The organism is Chryseobacterium sp. MMS23-Vi53 (assembly GCF_047651245.1).
Taxonomy (GTDB): Bacteria; Bacteroidota; Bacteroidia; order Flavobacteriales; family Weeksellaceae; genus Chryseobacterium.
In genome coordinates this window covers 2,524,047-2,543,466 of the sequence record NZ_CP180265.1, presented here as the reverse complement: position 1 = coordinate 2,543,466, position 19,420 = coordinate 2,524,047, and the positions used below count along the sequence as shown (strand labels likewise).

The 19,420-nt window shown below is 35.1% G+C and carries 17 protein-coding genes; 9 read left to right on the top strand and 8 right to left on the bottom strand.

All coding sequences use genetic code 11. From position 1 onward, the window contains the following. Positions 1–2: 2 nt before the first annotated feature. The 9 genes from ACKX2A_RS11250 (at position 3) to ACKX2A_RS11210 (ending at position 8,785) form a co-directional block, all read left to right on the top strand. A complete protein-coding gene (locus ACKX2A_RS11250; protein ID WP_415324661.1) occupies positions 3–1,412 on the top strand; it encodes an ATP-binding protein in 1,410 nt (469 codons plus the stop codon). Between the two features lie 271 nt (positions 1,413–1,683). Then, positions 1,684–2,178, top strand: coding sequence for a hypothetical protein (locus tag ACKX2A_RS11245; RefSeq protein ID WP_415324660.1), 495 nt, complete (start codon positions 1,684–1,686; stop codon positions 2,176–2,178). A gap of 36 nt (positions 2,179–2,214) precedes the next feature. Further along, positions 2,215–3,057 (top strand): YoaK family protein, encoded by an 843-nt coding sequence (locus ACKX2A_RS11240; protein WP_415324658.1) that lies wholly within the window; start codon positions 2,215–2,217, stop codon positions 3,055–3,057. Between the two features lie 337 nt (positions 3,058–3,394). Beyond that, positions 3,395–5,182, top strand: a complete 1,788-nt coding sequence (gene mutL / locus ACKX2A_RS11235) for a DNA mismatch repair endonuclease MutL (RefSeq protein ID WP_415324656.1) — start codon at positions 3,395–3,397, stop codon at positions 5,180–5,182. A 2-nt stretch (positions 5,183–5,184) separates the two neighbouring features. Continuing rightward, positions 5,185–5,916 (top strand): rhomboid family intramembrane serine protease, encoded by a 732-nt coding sequence (locus ACKX2A_RS11230; protein ID WP_415324654.1) that lies wholly within the window; start codon positions 5,185–5,187, stop codon positions 5,914–5,916. A gap of 6 nt (positions 5,917–5,922) precedes the next feature. Beyond that, entirely contained in the window at positions 5,923–6,912 is a 990-nt protein-coding gene (locus tag ACKX2A_RS11225; protein ID WP_415324652.1) for an endonuclease/exonuclease/phosphatase family protein, read from the top strand. Between the two features lie 251 nt (positions 6,913–7,163). Next, positions 7,164–7,964 carry an endonuclease/exonuclease/phosphatase family protein gene (locus ACKX2A_RS11220; RefSeq protein WP_415324650.1) on the top strand — a complete coding sequence of 267 codons (801 nt, stop codon included), beginning with the start codon at positions 7,164–7,166 and terminating at the stop codon, positions 7,962–7,964. A 4-nt stretch (positions 7,965–7,968) separates the two neighbouring features. Next, complete coding sequence (locus ACKX2A_RS11215) at positions 7,969–8,331, top strand: hypothetical protein (protein ID WP_415324648.1); 363 nt, start codon at positions 7,969–7,971, stop codon at positions 8,329–8,331. Positions 8,332–8,374: 43 nt separating this feature from the next. Further along, on the top strand, positions 8,375–8,785 hold the full coding sequence (locus ACKX2A_RS11210) for a hypothetical protein (RefSeq protein WP_415324646.1): 411 nt from the start codon (positions 8,375–8,377) through the stop codon (positions 8,783–8,785). 30 nt (positions 8,786–8,815) lie between these two features. Here the strand turns inward: ACKX2A_RS11210 and ACKX2A_RS11205 are convergent, their stop codons facing one another. The 8 genes from ACKX2A_RS11205 to murG all read right to left on the bottom strand — a co-directional run bounded on the left by ACKX2A_RS11205 (position 8,816) and on the right by murG (position 19,314). Further along, entirely contained in the window at positions 8,816–10,333 is a 1,518-nt protein-coding gene (locus ACKX2A_RS11205) for a GH3 auxin-responsive promoter family protein (protein WP_415324644.1), read from the bottom strand. Between the two features lie 414 nt (positions 10,334–10,747). Then, positions 10,748–11,158 (bottom strand): BrxA/BrxB family bacilliredoxin, encoded by a 411-nt coding sequence (locus ACKX2A_RS11200; protein ID WP_267403742.1) that lies wholly within the window; start codon positions 11,156–11,158, stop codon positions 10,748–10,750. 436 nt (positions 11,159–11,594) lie between these two features. Then, the gene (locus tag ACKX2A_RS11195; RefSeq protein WP_415324642.1) at positions 11,595–12,041 is read right to left on the bottom strand and encodes a GatB/YqeY domain-containing protein; all 447 of its coding nucleotides are present in this window, start codon (positions 12,039–12,041) and stop codon (positions 11,595–11,597) included. Positions 12,042–12,137: 96 nt separating this feature from the next. Continuing rightward, positions 12,138–14,048 (bottom strand): cell division protein FtsZ, encoded by a 1,911-nt coding sequence (gene ftsZ, locus ACKX2A_RS11190; protein WP_415324640.1) that lies wholly within the window; start codon positions 14,046–14,048, stop codon positions 12,138–12,140. A gap of 77 nt (positions 14,049–14,125) precedes the next feature. Then, positions 14,126–15,523 carry a cell division protein FtsA gene (gene ftsA / locus ACKX2A_RS11185; protein WP_415324638.1) on the bottom strand — a complete coding sequence of 466 codons (1,398 nt, stop codon included), beginning with the start codon at positions 15,521–15,523 and terminating at the stop codon, positions 14,126–14,128. Positions 15,524–15,611: 88 nt separating this feature from the next. After that, entirely contained in the window at positions 15,612–16,589 is a 978-nt protein-coding gene (locus tag ACKX2A_RS11180) for a cell division protein FtsQ/DivIB (protein WP_415324636.1), read from the bottom strand. A 106-nt stretch (positions 16,590–16,695) separates the two neighbouring features. Next, the gene (gene murC / locus ACKX2A_RS11175; protein WP_415324634.1) at positions 16,696–18,054 is read right to left on the bottom strand and encodes a UDP-N-acetylmuramate--L-alanine ligase; all 1,359 of its coding nucleotides are present in this window, start codon (positions 18,052–18,054) and stop codon (positions 16,696–16,698) included. A 132-nt stretch (positions 18,055–18,186) separates the two neighbouring features. Then, positions 18,187–19,314: an undecaprenyldiphospho-muramoylpentapeptide beta-N-acetylglucosaminyltransferase gene (gene murG / locus ACKX2A_RS11170; protein WP_415324632.1), complete on the bottom strand. Its 1,128-nt coding sequence runs from the start codon at positions 19,312–19,314 to the stop codon at positions 18,187–18,189. Between the last annotated feature and the right edge of the window lie 106 nt (positions 19,315–19,420).

Below are 19,420 nucleotides of genomic sequence, written 5' to 3'. Positions count from 1 at the left end.
AAATGTTTAATAAAGTTGTTACAAATCAGACCAAAACGATGGTGCTTTTGATGTTGGTTTTTACTGCCATCATATTACTATTCAGTGGATTGGTTTATTTCTCTATTGTCAACTTTTCACATCAAAGATTTTATGAATTATTAAAAATTCGAACTACAACGATTGTTCAGATTGAAAAAAGTAAAGATGATCTCGACCTTCCCGAAAATTATATCTTAAACAGCCTAAACGACGAAGAGCTTCCCATGGAGCGCGATTATGTTTTTGCAATTCCGACGGATTCCAATTATAAAAAAATTTCGCAGGAAGTCCATATTCCGGATTATTTTTTTAAGAATATTGTAAAAAATGGAGAAGCCAATTATAATGATAAAGAGTTTTACTATATCGGGCAAACATTTAAACATGATGAAAAAAATTACATCGCAATAGCTTCCGCCAAAAATCATTATGTAGTTTATTATTTAGGCTTTTTGAAGCGAACTTTGATAACCTGTATCGTACTTTCATTGTTTTTTAGTATGATTTTCTCTTTTTATTTGTCTAAAACCTTATTCCGTCCTATTTTAAAAATTACAGGAAAAGTAAAGGAAATTAGCTCTGAGAATCTTCATTTACGTCTTGAGCCTCAGTTAGATAATAAAGAATTAAACGAATTGGTTGATACCTTTAACGATATGCTCAACCGAATCGAAACATCTTTTGAAACTCAAAATCATTTAATTGGGAATGTTTCGCATGAATTGAGAACACCTTTAACATCAATCATGGGGGAAGCCGATGTTGCACTTTCTATCAGTAGAACCAGCTCCGAATACAAGGAAACTTTAGAAATAATCCTCAACGAAGCCGAAAAACTAGATAAAAAAATCAAAGCTTTGTTGATGATTGCTCAAACCGGTTTCGATGGAAAAATCCAAAAAATGGATAAAGTTCGAATCGATCAGCTTCTTTGGGATGTAATTGAAACTTTGCGAAGAATTGATTCAAGAAATAATATTTATCTGGACATAAGTATGTTACCTGATAATCCAAAAAAACTGAAAGTTCAAGGGAATGAACAATTGCTTCATCTTGCGGTGACGAACATTATTCAGAATGGTTGTAAATATTCTAATTTTCAACAGGTTAAAGTTTCTTTAGGAGCTACAGACACAGATGTTTACATCATCATCAAAGACAACGGGATCGGAATTCCTGAAGAGGAAATGAATAAAATTTACGATCCGTTTTTCCGAGCTTCTAATACCAAAAACTACGAAGGATACGGAATCGGGCTTCCGTTGGCAAGAAATATCGTGAGAATGCACCACGGCGAACTGATCGTGAGTTCGCAGGAAAATCAGGGAACGACGGTGCAGTTGCGTTTTCCTAATTTTTATAGTATGCAGACGGAAGAAAAGTTGGATTAATTAGATGCTTCGACAAACTCAGCATGACATATCTCCAATACTAACCGTTTTTACTGAACAGAATATTTTTAGCGATGCCATGCTGAGCCTGTCGAAATATCTAATTCTAATAAAGTACTTCTAGTCCTCAATGTTAACGCCCTTTAACAATTTTCTAATCTCATTTTAATCTCTTTAATCATATTTTAATTCCATTCAAAGAGGCTTTTAATTTGGTCATTTTAGTTTTGTATCATCGAAAAAGATAATTACGAACCTAAATCTTAAAAATATGACCAAAACGATTTTAATAGCCACAGATTATTCTCTTGAGTCTTTGAATATTTTAAAGAAAGTGCTTAAAGAGAAAGATGCTTCGGAAGACCAAAATCAATACAATATTCTTTTGGTTTCGGGATATGATACAGGAGATTCCATCAGAGATCTTTTGTTTAATACAAAAAGTACGATTTTCAACAAGCTGAGACCACAGGAGTTTTGCGATGCGTTTGGAATCATCAAGAATAAATATCCTCATTTAATCAACAAAATTGTCTGTGATATTTTCACGGGAAGTTTTCAAAGAACTTTCAACAATTATGTGAAAGCAGAGAATATTGAAGAAGCCTATTATTCGCCTTCGATAAAAAGTAAAGGAAAAGGCAAGTTTGACTTAATTCCTTACATCAAAAAATGCAAAGACCTTGAATCTCATGAAATAAAAGTTGAGATCCAGGAAAGTCTTCCGGAGAAAGGAAGATTGGCAGAGATCTTTGCAGAAGCCTAAAGAAACACACAACAACACACTCTAAAAATTTGTAAAATGTTAAGGAATTATAGTAACAGCAGAACGTTGGGAGACAACATCAGACTGGGGACGCTGACTGCCTTTACGGCAGGTACTATAAATATAGCTTCTCTATTAATTTTTCTCTCATTTACGTCGAACGTGACGGGGCATTATGCCATTTTAGCGGCAGAAATCAGTAAGGGGAACTGGTCGCAGGTTGCCGTTGTGGGAATGTGGATTTTCCTGTTCTTCTTCGGGGGATTTGTATCGAATTTTATCGTTATCACATTCAATAAGAAAAGTAAATATTTCGCTCATGCGATGCCGATTGTATTGGAAATCATCTGTTTATTATTCGTTGGTGTTTACGGACAGCTTTTTTACAAAAAAACACTGGAAGAAACAGAATGGCTGGTTTCATTGATGTTGTTTGCAACAGGTTTGCAGAATGGTTTAACGGCAAGTATATCCAACTTTTCCGTGAAAACAACCCACCTTACGGGTACAACAACCGATTTGGGTATTTTATTTTCGATGTTTACTCAGAAAAAATTTAGGAAAAACGGTGAGTTAGTCGGAAGAGCTAAATTGTTGATGAGCATTATGTTGGCGTATGTTATGGGAGCGGTATTTTCGGGATTAACTTATTATCATCTGGAATTCAGGGTTTTCTATGTAATTAGCTTATGTCTTTTGGTAGTAATTGGTTATGATGCTTATAAAATCCATGTGAGACACTTCAAAACACAATACAGATACAGTAAGATTTATAAAAAGACAAATCTAATGACATATTTGTATGATAAAATCCACGGAATTCCTGAGATTAAAGGAAAGCAACGTGAAAAGAAACGAAAACTTATTTTTGAAGATTAAAAATATTCTACAAAAAGCGTAAAAGAAAAGATTTAATTCACATTAAAGTCACGTATGCTTTTTATTTGATTATTTTTTATTAAAAAAGCAATACTATTTAAGAGATATAAATATCAGTATTAATTTTGTGTAAACTAGCTGTGAATCAATCCTCTAATTGTGTGGTACAATTGGGGGATTGTACTTTTAGCGGAAATAGGCATCAACAGGACAATTTGGCTCAAAACCGATGTGTGGCTAGGTTGTTGATATGTTGATAATTAAATTTTAATTCACGGACTTATTATTTTAATTCTTAAATTGAATGACTATTTTTGTAAGTTGATTTACGTTTTTTATGTCAGATATTATTCAGCTTTTACCGGATCATGTAGCCAACCAAATTGCGGCGGGAGAAGTGGTGCAGAGACCTGCGTCCATTGTAAAGGAACTTTTGGAAAATGCCATCGATGCAGGAGCTACGAAGATCGAACTGATTATCAGGGATGCCGGAAAAAACCTTATCCAGGTTGTAGATGACGGAAAAGGAATGTCTGAAACAGATGCGAGAATGGCATTCGAAAGACACGCAACATCCAAGATCAGGGGCACGGAAGATATTTTTAAGATCGCCACAAAAGGCTTTCGTGGTGAGGCTTTGGCTTCCATCGCTGCCGTTTCTCAGGTTGAGTTGAGGACAAAGCAAAAAGACGCAACCATCGGAACCAATATCTACATTGAAGGTGGAGTTTTCCAATTTCAGGATCCGGTTCAGACGGCGGATGGATCAAATTTTTTAGTTAAAAATTTGTTCTACAATGTTCCGGCAAGAAGAAAGTTTCTTAAAAATAATAATATCGAATTCAGGCACGTAATTGATGAGTTTCAACGTGTTGCATTGGCACATGAGAATCTGGAATTTTCTTTATTTCATGATGATGATGCTGTTTTCAGACTGAGGAAAGGAAGTCAGATGCAACGTGTCGTAGATATTTTCGGTAGAAAACTACAGCCTCAGTTGGTTCCAATTAAAGAAGATATTATCTGGTGTAAGCTTCATGGATATGTTGCAAAGCCGGAGGGTGCAAAAAAAACAAGAGGAGAGCAATTTCTTTTTGTAAATGGAAGATATTTTAAAAATCCGTATTTCAATAAAGCAGTTCAGGAAGCTTTTGAAGGATTACTTTTGCCGGGTTATATTCCGACGTTTTTCCTTTTTTTGGAGCTTGATCCGGAGAAAATAGATGTTAATATTCATCCTCAGAAAACGGAAGTTAAGTTTGAAGATGAACATTTGATTTTTGCATTGCTCCGTTCAACAATCAAAAGATCTTTAGGAATTTATAATGTTTCTCCAAGTCTGGATTTTGAAAGGGATCCTCATTTTGATGATATTATGCAGAAAACTTTTCCAAGCAAAAGCAACAGCGGTGGAGGAGCTTCATTAAAAATGCCTGAAATCATCGTTGATAAAGATTATAATCCGTTTTTGGAAGAGCGGGAAGTAGCACAGGCTGAAATTCAGAATCTTACAGAGATGTATCATCAGAATATCACGGCAGAGCCTTCGAAAATCAATTTATTTGAAGATGAAGATTTTGATGAGGATCTGATGAGGCTGCCGAATGGCTATTGGTTGTTCAACAAAGGGGATAAAACGCTGATGCTGGATTTGGGAAGAATGCACAGACTTTGGGTTTCCGAAAATACAAAACCTGTAAAAAAAGGAACGACAAACAGTCATGCACTCCTTTTTTCCTTGGAGTATCACATGAACGAAGTAGAGAAAACGAAATACAATTCCATTAAAAAATATCTTCCGGAATTAGGATTTGAAATGAGTATTGCTCATGAAAGTGTTTTAAGAATTGATGCAGTTCCGGAGGGATTAAAGGAAACTCAGGTAATGAAATTCCTGGAAGATCTTTTTGAAATTCTGGAATATAAATCTGAGGATGAGTTCATGCATTTTTATGAAAATCAATGGAATAAGCTACAGTCGAAATCCAGGTTTGATTTCATTTACAAAAAAGATGCGGAACAGTTAATTAAAGATTTTACAGCATTAGGTTTCCCGGAATTTTTACCAAATGGAAAAAGATGTTTTTATGAGGTTCCGTTTAATGATTTTAAGAATAAATTTTAAAGATGTTTAATAATATACCGCCGATTACAAGAAATATTATCATTATAAATGTGATAGTTTTTATCATTGCAAATTTATTGTTGCAGGATAAGCTTGTCGGTTATTTAGCTGCTTTTTACCCTTTTTCTCCTTTCTTCAAATCGTGGCAGGTAATTACGCATATGTTTATGCATGGAAGCATAATGCATATTTTGTTTAACATGTTTACTTTGTTCAGTTTCGGACCTGTTTTGGAGCAGAGTTTAGGTCAAAAAAAATACCTGATTCTTTATTTTGTAAGCGGTTTGGGAGCCTTTTTCTTATTTAATTTGTGGAATTTTATCGAAGTTCAACAAATTTCGAATGAATTACAGCAATTAGGATTTAATGTTAATGCTTATCTATCTGGAGCAAATGTCGGATATTCAGGAACTTCGGAAGTGATTCTTCAACAAAAAAACTTAGTTGGAAGTTTGAACGATATTATGGGAACGCCCATGGTTGGAGCTTCAGGAGCAATTTTTGGCGTTATAGCTGCCTTTGCAACACTTTATCCTGATGCAAAAATTGGAATCATGTTTATTCCAATTCCAATGAAAGTTAAATATGTTTTACCAATTGTCATTGTAGGATCCATTTACTTAGGTATTTCCGGAAATGGAGGAGGAATCGCCCACCTAGCTCACGTTGGAGGAGCTTTAGTCGGTTGGTTGTTGGCAAGAAGCTGGAAAAAGCATTTATACAGATTCAATTAAAATCTTGTGAAAATCGTTCGTCTCATACTTTTAATTCTCCACGTAGGAATATTTCTTCTTTTATCGGGAATGCTGATGAATGCTTATATCCCACCGAAAATATTTCCCTGGCTCAATTTGCTTTCATTAGGTTTTCCTTTTTTAATAACCGGATATCTTCTGCTAACAATTTTCTGGATTATCAGCTGGAAAAAGAGAGCTTTTGTGTTTCTTTTTGCTGGTTTATTGTTCTTCAATGCAACGGTAAGATGGGTGAACTTTTCTTCTGAGAAAAAGGAAGCAGCTGATTTGAAAATTGTTACATTTAACACCAAAGGAGGTATTTTAGAGGGTAGGGAAAAGATACAGCAATATCTCAAATCTCAAAATGCGGATATTATTTTTTTACAAGAAGACAGAGGAAGTGGTTTTGAATTTAATAAATACAATAAAAGTAATGCAAAAGCTATTCTTACAATTTTTACTAAACATAAAATTTCAGGTGATAAATTAATTGACTCTCAGTACGTTGATGTAAATGCTTACGGAACTCAGACCGACCTTGAAATAAAGGGGAAGTTGTATAGGCTAATCAACGTTTATCTGCATCCCTTTAAATTTGATAAAAATATGGTAAAGCTTGATGGAAGTAAAGAAGAAAAAGAGCAAAAGCTTAAAAATATTATAAAAAGACTAATTCCCACGTTTAAAGAACATCAGGAGCAGATTAATGTTTTAAGAAAAGCAATTGAAAATTCTCCTTATCCTGTCATTTTAGCGGGGGATTTCAATTCAGTTCCCAATTCATATGAATATTATCATTTAGGAGAAGGATTACAAGATGCTTTTATAAAGGTAGGAAACGGAAGTGCAACAAGCTTTCACGATTATAAATTTCCTATAAGAATAGATTATATTTTTACGTCAAAATCTATACAGCCGATTACTTATAAAGTAGACCGTTCTGTGAAAATTTCAGATCATTATCCTGTAGTAGCTACCTTTAAATTAAGGTAATAAATCATAAAGTTAGTTAAAATAGTTTATATTGGTAGAGTTTTTGCTTAAAAATTAAAGTACCCTGAGACTGTTTTATGAAGCTGCGACAATTACTACTTTTTGCTCATACTACCATTATAATATTACTGATGTGCACATTGGTAAATGCTTGGGTACCTCCTAATTTCATAAGTAATCTCAATCTACTTTCTCTAGGATTTCCATATTTAATTGTTACTCATTTCATATTGACGATAATTTGGATTATCATGCGGAAAAAAATTGCAGTTGCGTTCCTTTTAAGCACATTGCTTTTTTACAATCCAATCCGTAGATGGGTAAATTTTTCTCCTAAAACAGAAAATGCGAAATCAATCAGAGACATTAAAGTGCTTACCTTCAATGTTAAATATGGAGATTTTGGTTGGGATAAGGTAAAAAAATATATTACTGACCAAAATGCAGATATTATTTTGGTTCAGGAAAAAGATACGAATCGTGCTCTTAGACAGGATCTTGTGAAATATCCCTCTGTGATTTTGAAAACAAAGCATAAAATTGTAAGACAGGAAGAATTAATCACCGATAAATCCAGAGGAAATTCTTTCTATGCGGATATTGATATCAATGGAAAAATTATCCGTGTTGTAAATGTTTATTTAGAACCTTTCAGATTGCATAAGTCCATGTTGAAATTCGATGGATTTGGAAAAGAGGGTGGAAAAATAAATACACTTTTATCTCATATGCTTCCGACTTTTAAAGCACATGAAGATCAGATTAAAAAGATTAGAAAAGCAGTAGATCTTTCACCATATCCTGTGATTTTGGCAGGTGATTTTAATTCGGTTCCCAATTCTTACGAATATTATAATTTAGGGAAAGATCTTCAGGACGCATTCCTAACGGCAGGAAACGGTAGTTCTTCAAGCTTTCACGATTATAAAGTTCCTTTGAGGATTGATTATATTTTCAGTTCAAAATCAATTATTCCTTTAAGCTATAAAGTGGATAATTCTGTACAATTATCGGATCATTATCCTGTAATTGCAGAATTTCTGCTAAATTAGTTCCATGAAAAATTTACTTTTTGTAGCCTTCATCTTTTCGGTTTTAACGCTTTCCTGTTCTAAAAAAGAACCGGCTGATTTTTATCCAACTGACAGTCCAAAAGCCAGTTATGATACAACAGCAATCGATTCTTTTTCCAACGGAGCGACTTCTGTAGACATTGTTCGACAAATCAGAATGTCTTCGCAGCAATATCAGGATTCTGTGAAAGAGGCTTTAAGATTGCAGGCGGAAGAGAAAAAGCTGAAAGAAGAACTGGAAAAGGAAAACAAAAAGAAAGCAGACGAGGAAAAGAAAAAAACAGAAGATGAGAAGAAGCAAAAAGCTCCTGAAACTACGACTGCAGCGGAATTCAAAACCGAATAATATTTATTATCAAATTACGTTTAAAAACAAAATATCAACTCGTATGAAAAAAAGCATTTTATCAGGATTAATGATCGCCGTATTGGTTGTATCATGCACAAAATCTACAACAAAAACAGAGGAAGTTCAAAATCCGGACGGATCGGTTACAACGACAACAACAACGGTTTCAGAAACCGGAATGGGTGTTGACAGCGCAAAAATCAATAAAACAAAAGAAGATGTGAACGCTAAAGTGGATGAAGCTGGAAATAAGATAGACGAGGCTGCGCAAAAAGCCAAAGATAAGATCGATGCCACTGCAGATAAAACTAAGGCAGATCTTCATAAAGCTGGGCAGGATATTAAAGCAGAAGCTAACAAAGTGGGGAAAGATGCTAAAGATGCTGCCGCAAAAGGGGCTTCGAAAGTTGAAGACGCTGCTAAAAAGTTAAAAGAAGATTTAAGCAAATAAAAAAAGAAACCGCAGAATGTACTGCGGTTTTTATTTATTATTCAATTCCAGCAAAGGATCGATATACTCACGGTCATTACTTAATCTCGGAACTTTATTTTGTCCGCCTAGTTTTCCTTTAGATTCAAGCCAGCAATAGAAAAGGTTGGGCTTTGCGATGTGTACAATTGGTCTCTTTAAAGTAATATTATTATACCTTTTCGCTTCGTAATCTGAATTGATTGATTTTAAATGGCTATCAAAAACATCAATAAAACGCTCTAAATCGCTCGGTTTTTCGCAGAATTCGAAAATCCATTCATGAGCACCACCTTCATTTTCTTTCATGAAAACAGGTGCTCCTGTGAAGTCGGAGATGGATGAGTTGGTTTCTTCACAAGCTTTCGTTAAGGCAGATTCTACGTTGGTAATCATCAATTCTTCTCCAAAAGCATTAATATAATGTTTTGTTCGTCCCGTAATTTTTATTCTAAAAGGATTGGTTGAAGTAAAAACAACTGTATCTCCAATCAGGTATCTCCATAATCCGCCGTTGGTGGTGATAACCATTGCGTAGTTTTTCCCGATTTCCACATCTTCAAGACTTACGACTTTCGGATTTGAAAAATGGAACTGATCCATTGGAATAAATTCATAGAAAATACCGTAATCAAGCATTAACAACATTTCATCACTATTCGATCTATCCTGAATTCCGAAAAAGCCTTCAGAAGCGTTGTAGATTTCGTAATAGTTAATATTTTTTCCAATAATCTGTTTGAATTGTTCTCTATAAGGTTTAAAACTGATTCCTCCATGGAAGAAAACTTCCAGATTTGGCCACAGTTCGGAAATATTTTTAACATCCGTTTCCTGCAAAACTCTTTGTAAAAGAACCATCATCCAGCTTGGAACACCCAAAATACTTCCAATATCTTGGTTTTTGACTTCAAGAGTAATGGCTTTCAGCTTACTTTCCCATTCTCCCATCAAAGAAACTTTTTTGCTTGGAGTTGTCGTAATTTCTACCCAAAACGGGAGATTATCAATTAAAATAGCCGATAAATCGCCGAATTTTGTATTAAAATCAGCATATAATTCGGAACTTCCGCCCAAACGCAAGTTTTTATAATTAAAAAGCTGGTTTTCAGGATGATTATTGGCGTAAATGGAAACCATATCTTTTCCTGCTTTCATATGACAGTATTCTAGACTCTCAGCAGAAATAGGGATGAATTTGCTTTTCGCATTGGTTGTTCCGGAAGATTTAGCAAAATGTTTGATGTAACCCGGCCAGCTTATATCTTTTTGCCCTTGTCTCGCTTTTTCGATGTAAGGCTCCATTTCTTCGTAGGTAACGATAGGAACCTTGTTTTTAAAGTCCTGATAACTCGAAATAGAATTGAACCCATGCTTCCTGCCGTACTCGGTATCTTCGGCATGAAATAACTGGGAAAATAAGATACCCTTCTGTGTTTCAATAGGATGATCCATGAAATTCTGAATCTGATCTATCCTCTGACGGATAAACCAATTGACCACAGTGTTGAAAAGTGCTTTCGTTGCCATTTCAACAAATATAATAATAATTGGATTTTCAGAGAATTTTTTATTGTGTTAAATAAGAATTAAAAATCTTTTTTCGTGTATTTTAATCTGAATTAATTTGTTCTTTAAAATGTTTGTGCGGAATATTGTCATGCTGTAAGCATCTAAACATGAATCTTTTCTTTTCTAATACTATGCTTGGATCCTTTCAAGATGACAAACATTCTGGATATTTTTCAAGTTTTTATATGGATGTCTACATTCTAGCCCCGATCGCAGCATTTGTTTGAGCTCATTTTTTTGGTTTTTGCGCGGAAGCTTCGCTTCCGCGCAAAAACCAAAAAAATAGCGAGTGCGGAGAGCGGGAATAGCTTCAAATAAAAAACAAAAAACCGCTACAAAAATGTAACGGTTCTATATTTCAATTGATTGTTCTTAGCAGTACTCGTCGTAAGCAGCCTGAAGGTTTGCAGCGATTGCTCCTGCAGGATTTCCTTCAATGTGGTGTCTTTCTAGCATGTGAACCAATTCTCCGTCTTTAAAAAGAGCTACACATGGTGAGCTTGGAGGGAATGGAGCTAAATGTTTTCTGGCTTCAACAACAGCTTCTGTATCGAAACCGGCGAAAACAGTCGTTAAATGATCAGGTTTTTTATCTCCTGTTAAAGAGTATACAACTCCTGGTCTTGCAGCTCCTGCAGCACATCCGCATACAGAGTTGATGACCAATAGAGTAGTTCCTGATTGTTTTAATGCCTCTTCAACTTGAGTTGGAGTTGTCAAGTCTTCAAAACCTTTATCTGTAAGTTCAGCCTTCATAGGCAGTACTAAATCTTGTGGATACATATTTTTGTTTTTTAATTTAATAAAGTACAAATTTAAGCATTTCTTTACTTTTCATCAATATATAAAAACTATCACTGCTTTTGGTAAACAAAATGAATTGAATATTAATAGTTTAAGAATATTCTGATTTTTATGAATTAAATTCGTTAATGTTCAAAAATAATTATTAATTTTGGAATGATTCTGAAAACAATTGACCATGAAAAAACTTTTATCCATTTCCCTCAATCAAAACAGTTTATTCGGTTCAGCCTGAATTCCCATTAAGGATGAATTGAATGTATCATAGAAATGAAACCCGAAACTGAAAAGTCTCGGGTTTCTTTAATCAAATCGATATGCAAAGGTTGAATATCCGTGTGGAATTGTTGATGGTTTTGGGTTATTAGTTGATGGTCTTGGTAAATCCTATCAACAAGTAACAATCAACCAACAACTAAGAAAGCAGCTTTTTCGCCATCTCGGAAATGCTTTTTCCATCCGATTTTCCAGCTAAAGATTTGGATGATGCTCCCATTACCTTTCCTAAATCTTTGGCAGATTCAGCGCCTGTTTCAGCGATAATTTTTTTTATTTCAACTTCCAATTCTTCTGCCGAAAGCTGCTTTGGTAAGAATTGCTCGATAACTTTCATCTGAGCTTCCTCCACTTCTGCCAAGTCATTTCTTCCCTGTGCAGAAAACTGATCGTAAGAATCTTTACGTTGTTTTACCATTCTCTGAAGAATAGCAATTTCTTGTTCTGGAGAGACTTCCGCCCCCAAAGATTCTGTTTTTAATAATTGTATTTGAGATTTTACAGCACGAAGAGAATCTAAAGCAACTTTGTCTTTTGCTCTCATTGCTGTTTTTATAGCTTCGTTTATTGTATTTTCTAAACTCATTTTAATTAATTTACCAATGTAAAAAGTTTATCAATGTACCAGTCATTAGAAATGCACAAAATTGTTACATTATTAGATTGATACATTGTTAAATTATTAGTCTACGTCTTTATTTAAAAATCTATTTTCTCTGATTTGCATGTTTCCATTATTATCAGACAAATAGGTGTTGATATTTTGATCTGAAGCATTGGTCCCTTCAATAGAGATATTCTTTCTCTTGAATGCAGGAACAGATTCGAATTCGCTTGTGCTGTCAAAGCTTTGATAGCGTGAATTGAATTCTTTTAATTTATTTCTTCTTTCAATTACTCTTTCCTGATCTACCGTTTTATTCACAAACGTGAATTCTTCTTCAGCAGGTTTTGGAGTTTCAATAATTTCAGATTTTGTTTCAACAATTGGTTCTTCCTTCAATGTTTGAAAGAAATGCTCTACTTTTTGAAGCGGTTCTTCTGTCAATTGATTTACTTCGGCCGCAACGGATAATTCAGCTTTTGGCTGTCCAAAATCAGATTTCGGTTCGTTTTTGATAGGCTCATTTACGAAGAAACTGAACTCAACAGGCTTTTCTTGAGAGTAAGAATTGCTGAAAGTATTGTTCGTTTGCGGCTCTTCTTTTTTATTATCAAAATCAAACTTGAAAGATTCGATTTCCAAATCATTCGGATCTTCATTTTCATCATCAACAGAGAATAAGCTGAAAGATTCTTCTTGCTCTTCTTCGTTGTTTCTCCAGCTCTGAGTAGGGTTATCCAACGTATCTTCCTCTTTATCAAAGAAGTTGATTTCCGTTCTTACGGGTTCTTCTTCAATAGTCATTTTTTTTTCAGGAGATGAAGAACTGAATAGTGGAGCATCATCTTCATCATCTAATCTGAAAAGATTTTTACCCCCAAAATCATGAGTGATCTCTGTGTTTGCTCCTCTTTCTTCTCTTGTTTTAAACGGCGATTCTTTTGGAGAATCAAAACTATCATTTAAGCTAATTTTGATTTTCTCTGTCGGTCCAGAAAACTTTTTGTTGTCATTTGAAAAGCCAGTAGCGATTACAAGAACGCTTACAGAATCTCCTAATTCCTCATCTGCACCAACCCCGAAAATGATATCTGCTGTGTTTCCAGCTTCTTTCTGGATATGATCCATGATGATACCTATTTCGTCCATTGTAACTTCTTCCGCACCGCTTCTGATCAGCAATAGAACGTTTTTAGCACCCGTAATTTTGTTGTCGTTTAATAACGGAGAATCTAATGCCTTTCTTACTGCTTCTTCGGCCTTATTTTCACCTGAAGCAACACCTGTGGACATCAATGCCGTTCCTGAATTTTGAAGTACAGATTTAGCATCTCTAAAGTCAATGTTTACATCAAAGTAACCTGTAATAACTTCTGCCATTCCTTTGGCAGCGTTGGTTAAAACTTCATCGGCTTTTGAGAATCCCTGCTTGAATCCAAGGTTTCCGAATTGCTGTCTTAATTTATCGTTATTGATTACAATTAATGAATCAACATTATTTCTTAGCTTATCAAGTCCGTTTTCGGCTTGTTCCAATCTTCTTTTACCTTCAAAACTGAAAGGAACTGTAACGATCCCAACCGTTAAGATTCCCATATCTTTGGCAACTTTAGCAATAACAGGAGCGGCACCGGTTCCTGTTCCACCGCCCATTCCGGCAGTGATGAAAACCATTTTGGTGTTTTGTCCCATCGCAGCTTTGATGTCTTCTATGCTTTCGATTGCAGATTTTTCACCAACTTCAGGATCTGCACCAGCGCCTAGACCTTCTGTGATGGTAGTTCCCAACTGTACTTTGTTGGCAACCGGGTTATTATCTAAAGTTTGAGCGTCTGTATTACAAATAACGAAGTCTACTCCGTGAATCCCTTTTTCGTACATGTGTTTCAGGGCGTTGTTTCCACCGCCTCCTACACCGATTACTTTAATGATCGATGAATTTCCTTTTGGCAAATCAAATGAAAATCCTTGTGTACCTATATTTTCCATAATTAGTTCTTTTAATAATTAATAATCGATTAATGATAATTTAAACATCATCCATATTATCATTGCTCATTTATAATTTATTCTACTTCTTCAAAGAATTTTTTTACTTTTTCCATCAGCGACTGTCCAAATGTAAGTCTCGCCGCTTTCTTACTTTCTTGCTGTTCCTGTGCAGGATGTTGTTCCAAAATAGGAGCAACGGTTTGCGGCTGAATCGGTTGAGCTGCTTCAACAGGATTTTTTGCTGTCACAGCTTCTGTTTGAGCTTTTTCCTGAACGATTTCTTCTTCCTCAACAATAGTCAGTTTTTTATCCCTGATTTTTAAACTTTCCATTAATAACCCAATAGAAGTCGCAAATTCCGGTCCTTTAAGATACTGATTTTTATCGTTCGCAATGTATTCGTTTGCAAAACCAATTCTACTATCGAAACCTGTTGTATAATTTGCCAGTTGACGAAGATGTTTCAAATTTGAACCACCACCCGTTAAAACAATTCCGGCAATCAGCTTTTTCTTTTGTTCGAAAGCTCCGTAAGCCTTTAATTCTGTATTTACCATTTCCAAAATTTCCTCAACTCTTGCATTGATGATCTGTGCTAAAGTTTTTAAAGAAATCTCTTTATCCGGTCTTCCATGAAGTCCCGGAATGGTAACGTATGTACTGTCTTTTTCAAGTTCAGGAACAGCAGAACCGAATTTTACCTTCAGTTGTTCCGCATGTTTTTCTATAATTGAACAGCCTTCTTTGATGTCTTCCGTAATAATTCCTCCTCCATAAGGGATTACACATGTATGACGGATGATATTGTCTTTAAAGATCGCGATATCTGTAGTACCACCCCCAATGTCGACAATAGCAACTCCGGCTTCTTTTTCTTCTTTTGTAAGTACCGCTTCAGACGATGCCAAAGGCTCGAGAGTAAGTGCTTCCATTTCCAGACCTGCTTCTCTTACACATCTTGCAATGTTTCGAATGCTTCCCATTTGTCCTACAACAACATGGAAATTGGCTTCCAAACGTTTGCCATGCATTCCTACAGGCTCTTGAATTTCACCTTCCGAATCCACTTTGTATTCCTGTGGCAGAACGTGAATGATTTCTTCTCCAGGAAGCATAACCAGCTTTTTTACCTGATCTTTTAATGCTTCAATGTCGTCATCTGTGATGAATTTATCCGGATGTTCACGCATAATATAATCTGAGTGCTGCAGAGAACGGATGTGTTTCCCTGCAATTCCCACCGTAACTTTACGGATTGGAACTCCTGCGCTGGACTGTGCTTCTGACACAGCAGCTTTGATTGAATTAATGGTCTGTGAAATGTTATTCACGATCCCTTTGTGAACACCAAGACTTTTCGCCTTTCCAACACCGAGAACTTCTATTTTCCCGTGTGCATTCCTCCTTCCGACAATCGCAACAATCTTTGTTGTCCCGATGTCCAGACCTACTGAATACTCTTGATTTTCCATTTTTATACCGATTTGATTTTTTCGTTTTTTTACAGTCCTTTTTTAATAAGGATAAATAGTTTTTAAGCTATTTTATAATAAAGTTTTTTTATTCTATCTCAACTTTTGCTTTAGTTTTCGGTTTTGATGCCGTTGATTTCTCCGTTTTTTTTGTTTCCTTTGGCTTTGTTGTGGCTTTGGGTTTTGTGCTTTCCTTCGGTTTCGTTGAAGTGGAGCTGGTTTTCTTGGTTTCTTTTTTAGCTTCGGCTTTCGGCTTAGACTCTGTCTTTTTTATTACAGGAGTCGGGGCTTTTGCCAGTTCTTTATTTCCTGCTTTTAAAATACTGTCATTTTCTTTAAAATAAGGATTTAAAGTGGTTACAATCTGGTTCTGATATTTAATAGAAACCATACTGTACTTTTGAGGATCCTGATAGACAAGGTATTTTTCAACAAAAGCTTTAAAACCTTTTACTTTTAAATCAATATTATCTAAATCTCCTAATTCTACTTTATAATTTCCTTCGCTTGTCAGAAGATTGTAATCGCCGTTTCTGTCTTTTGAAATTCCGATGAAATATTTTTTACTGAAATCATCTTTGTCGATTTTTCCAACTAATTCAGCCAATTTTTCGTACTCATCCTTTTTCACATTTCCTGTTACCAGCATACAAGGGTGAGAATATGTTTTGGAAATTGGGAATTCAACGCCCTTTTCATCTACATAAAAATCTCTTCCTTCTTTGTTTAATCTGAAAACCGGAACTCGCTGCTTGATGTCTAAATTTAATTTTCCATTTAAATTTAAATAAACATTTGCACTGTCTACTGCAGGAAGGCAGTTGATCTTCTTTTCCAAAGCAGGAATATTCAAATCTCCAACTTTTCCGGAAGGGTTTTCTTTTTTTACAATCTCACGGATGTCTTTTTCATCAACGAAGTAAACCGGGGTTTTTTCGTTCATTTTTACAGAAATTTTATTGTCCGTAATCTTCTGGCCGCTGAACTTCTTCAAAGAGAAACTCAACAGAAATCCAAGAATGATTACTGTGATGGCAATTTTTAATATTCTGTACTTATTTTTCATTTTGTTTTTAGGCTTTTCCTACTTGTAGCTTTTAACGCAATAGTAGCGAGGGTTTTTCTAATTATTCCTATTTTTCGCTATACTTATTTGGTTAAATTTATTTAAACTAATTTTTCTTCATCCACTCACAAATAGGATCATACAGCGTATCAATATTTCCTGCGCCTACTGTAAGAAGAATATCAAAATCTTTTTCTTTTATTTTATTAAAAGCATCAGCTAAAGTGGATACTTCTTTTTTATCTAAATTCACTTTCTCTAATAACCAATTTGAAGTAATTCCTTCAAAATTTTCCTGAAGCTCTCTTGCAGGATAAATATCAAGCAAAATCAATTCATCAGCCTGAGTTAGGCTTTCGGCAAATCCGTCTGCAAAATCTCTCGTTCTGCTGAAAAGATGAGGTTGGAAAGCCACCAATAATTTCTTTTCGGGGTAAAAAGTTCGGATCGAGCTTACCACTGCATTGATTTCCGTTGGGTGGTGTGCATAATCGTCGATGTAAATTTTACCGTTTTCATATCTGTGCTTCGTATATCTTCTTTTAATTCCCTTGAAATTAGCAATTGCTTTTTTCAAGATTTCAAAATCAACACCTAACTTGTTTAAAATTGCAAGGGCAACTGTCGCGTTTTCAACATTATGAATTCCAGGAATATCCCAAACGAAATCTTTGATAATTTCTGTTGGAGTGTGAAAATCAAAATAATTTTGATCTCCCTCCATTCTCAGGTTATCAGAATAATAATCAGCGACTTCATTCACAGCATAAGTGATATGAGGCCTTCCGATTTCAATTCCTTTTCTTACAAAAAGTTGTTTATCACTGGGAACTAAAGCTGCAAATTGCTTGAACCCTTCTTCAATATGGTTTTTATCTCCATAAATATCCAAATGATCTGCATCTGTAGAAGTTACAACTGCCCAGTCCGGAGAAAGGTTTAGAAAACTTCTGTCATATTCGTCTGCTTCAACCACAGAATATTGCGAACCATTGTACAGGAAATTCGATTTAAAGTTCTCAGAAATTCCACCTAAAAAACATGAAAAAGGTAAATCTGCTTCTTTGCATAAATGAGCAACCAGAGTAGATGTTGTTGTTTTTCCGTGAGTTCCCGCAACAGCAATACAATCTGTGTTTTCGGTGATTAAACCTAAAACTTTTGCGCGTTTTAATACTTCAAATTCATTAACGATAAAATAATCTAAGATCCCTAGTTTTTTAATCGCCGGAGTATAAATTACCAATGTATTTTCTTTCTCAAGAGAAGCGATTCTTTCGTCAATGACATCTTCAAAAACAATATCAATTCCTTCGTTCATTAAAGCCGTCGTCAATTTGGTATTGGTTTTATCGTAGCCCAACACTTTTTTGCCCGAAGCATGGAAGTAACGCGCCAAAGCACTCATCCCGATACCTCCGATTCCAACGAAGTAAAAATTTTGATATGTTTCTAAATTGTTCATTATTTAATTTAAAATTTTCATTTTGTCATTCTGAGGAACGAAGAATCTGAACCTTGCAGATAGATTCTTCACTTCACTTTTGAACTTCGTTCGTAAACCTTCAGTTTATGTTCTGAATGACAACTTTTATATTTATTTTATCACTTTAAAAATCTCGTCCACAATCTCTTTTGCAGCATTTGGCTTGGCAAAATATTTAAGATTTTCGGACATTTCTTTTCTTACATTTTCATTTTCGCAGATTTCTGAAAGGGTATTCCAGAATTTTTCCTGCATTTCAGAGTCTTTTACCATTTTGGCCGCATTTTTTTCAACCAGATTCATGGCATTTTTTGTTTGATGATCTTCCGCTGCAAACGGGAAAGGAATCAATAAAACCGCCTTCTGTGCTACCGCCAACTCTGAAATGGCAATCGCACCCGCTCTCGAAACAATCACATCTGCTGCAGAATAAGCGGTTTCCATGTCTTTGATGAATTCCTTTATTTGTATCTGGTTGCTGGTTGCTGGTTGTTGGTTACTTCCATCAACTGTCAACTGAAAACTATCAACAATTTCTTTATAGTCTAACTTTCCGGTTTGCCAGATCAATTGATAGCCTTTTTCTTTCAGGTTTTCTAAATTATCTTTCCAACCATTGTTTAATGTTCTTGAGCCTAAAGATCCTCCGACAGATAAAATTGTCAGTCTGTCTTTGTCTAAGCCCATTTTTTCTTTTGCCCGGGAAGTTTCCTGCATTCCTGAAACAATATTCTCACGAATCGGATTACCCAAAAACTTTATTTTTTCAGCCGGAAAACCTTCCAATTTTGGATAGGCTGTAAAAACGGCTTTTGCTTTTTTACTTAAAATTTTATTGGTTACTCCTGCATGCGCATTCTGTTCCTGAATAAAAATCGGGATTCCTAATTTGCTCGCTTCATATAAAGCTGGTCCGCTCGCAAAACCACCTGTTCCTACTGCAAAATCCGGAGCAAAACTTTTAATGATCTTTTTGGATTTAGATAAACTTTTTAAAATTTTAAAAGGCAAACCTAAGTTCGACAGCATATTTCCTCTGTCTATTCCGGCAATATCAATTCCTTCAATCTTGTAGCCAGCATGCGGAACTTTTTCCATTTCCATTTTTCCGTTGGCTCCGATGAACAAAAACTCAGCATTAGGAAATCTTTTTTTGATCTCATCTGCAATAGCGATGGCAGGGAAGATGTGACCTCCTGTTCCTCCGCCGGATAATAATACTTTTATTTTTTTGTTCATTTTATATCAATTTAAAATTGATTTTATATTCTATTTTTTTCGTTACCGAAATTGTTTTTAATTTTCTGATAGGATTTCATCCTACCCTTATTTAAGTCGTCCCTTC

What these genes read in the sequence shown, in the direction of transcription:
- ACKX2A_RS11250 (WP_415324661.1), top strand. Translation starts at nt 3, where the DNA reads ATGTTTAATAAAGTTGTTACAAATCAGACCAAAACGATGGTGCTTTTG.
- ACKX2A_RS11245 (WP_415324660.1), top strand. Translation starts at nt 1,684, where the DNA reads ATGACCAAAACGATTTTAATAGCCACAGATTATTCTCTTGAGTCTTTG.
- ACKX2A_RS11240 (WP_415324658.1), top strand. Translation starts at nt 2,215, where the DNA reads ATGTTAAGGAATTATAGTAACAGCAGAACGTTGGGAGACAACATCAGA.
- mutL (WP_415324656.1), top strand. Translation starts at nt 3,395, where the DNA reads ATGTCAGATATTATTCAGCTTTTACCGGATCATGTAGCCAACCAAATT.
- ACKX2A_RS11230 (WP_415324654.1), top strand. Translation starts at nt 5,185, where the DNA reads ATGTTTAATAATATACCGCCGATTACAAGAAATATTATCATTATAAAT.
- ACKX2A_RS11220 (WP_415324650.1), top strand. Translation starts at nt 7,164, where the DNA reads ATGCGGAAAAAAATTGCAGTTGCGTTCCTTTTAAGCACATTGCTTTTT.
- ACKX2A_RS11215 (WP_415324648.1), top strand. Translation starts at nt 7,969, where the DNA reads ATGAAAAATTTACTTTTTGTAGCCTTCATCTTTTCGGTTTTAACGCTT.
- ACKX2A_RS11210 (WP_415324646.1), top strand. Translation starts at nt 8,375, where the DNA reads ATGAAAAAAAGCATTTTATCAGGATTAATGATCGCCGTATTGGTTGTA.
- ACKX2A_RS11205 (WP_415324644.1), bottom strand. Translation starts at nt 10,333, where the DNA reads ATGGCAACGAAAGCACTTTTCAACACTGTGGTCAATTGGTTTATCCGT.
- ACKX2A_RS11200 (WP_267403742.1), bottom strand. Translation starts at nt 11,158, where the DNA reads ATGTATCCACAAGATTTAGTACTGCCTATGAAGGCTGAACTTACAGAT.
- ACKX2A_RS11195 (WP_415324642.1), bottom strand. Translation starts at nt 12,041, where the DNA reads ATGAGTTTAGAAAATACAATAAACGAAGCTATAAAAACAGCAATGAGA.
- ftsZ (WP_415324640.1), bottom strand. Translation starts at nt 14,048, where the DNA reads ATGGAAAATATAGGTACACAAGGATTTTCATTTGATTTGCCAAAAGGA.
- ftsA (WP_415324638.1), bottom strand. Translation starts at nt 15,523, where the DNA reads ATGGAAAATCAAGAGTATTCAGTAGGTCTGGACATCGGGACAACAAAG.
- ACKX2A_RS11180 (WP_415324636.1), bottom strand. Translation starts at nt 16,589, where the DNA reads ATGAAAAATAAGTACAGAATATTAAAAATTGCCATCACAGTAATCATT.
- murC (WP_415324634.1), bottom strand. Translation starts at nt 18,054, where the DNA reads ATGAACAATTTAGAAACATATCAAAATTTTTACTTCGTTGGAATCGGA.
- murG (WP_415324632.1), bottom strand. Translation starts at nt 19,314, where the DNA reads ATGAACAAAAAAATAAAAGTATTATTATCCGGCGGAGGAACAGGAGGT.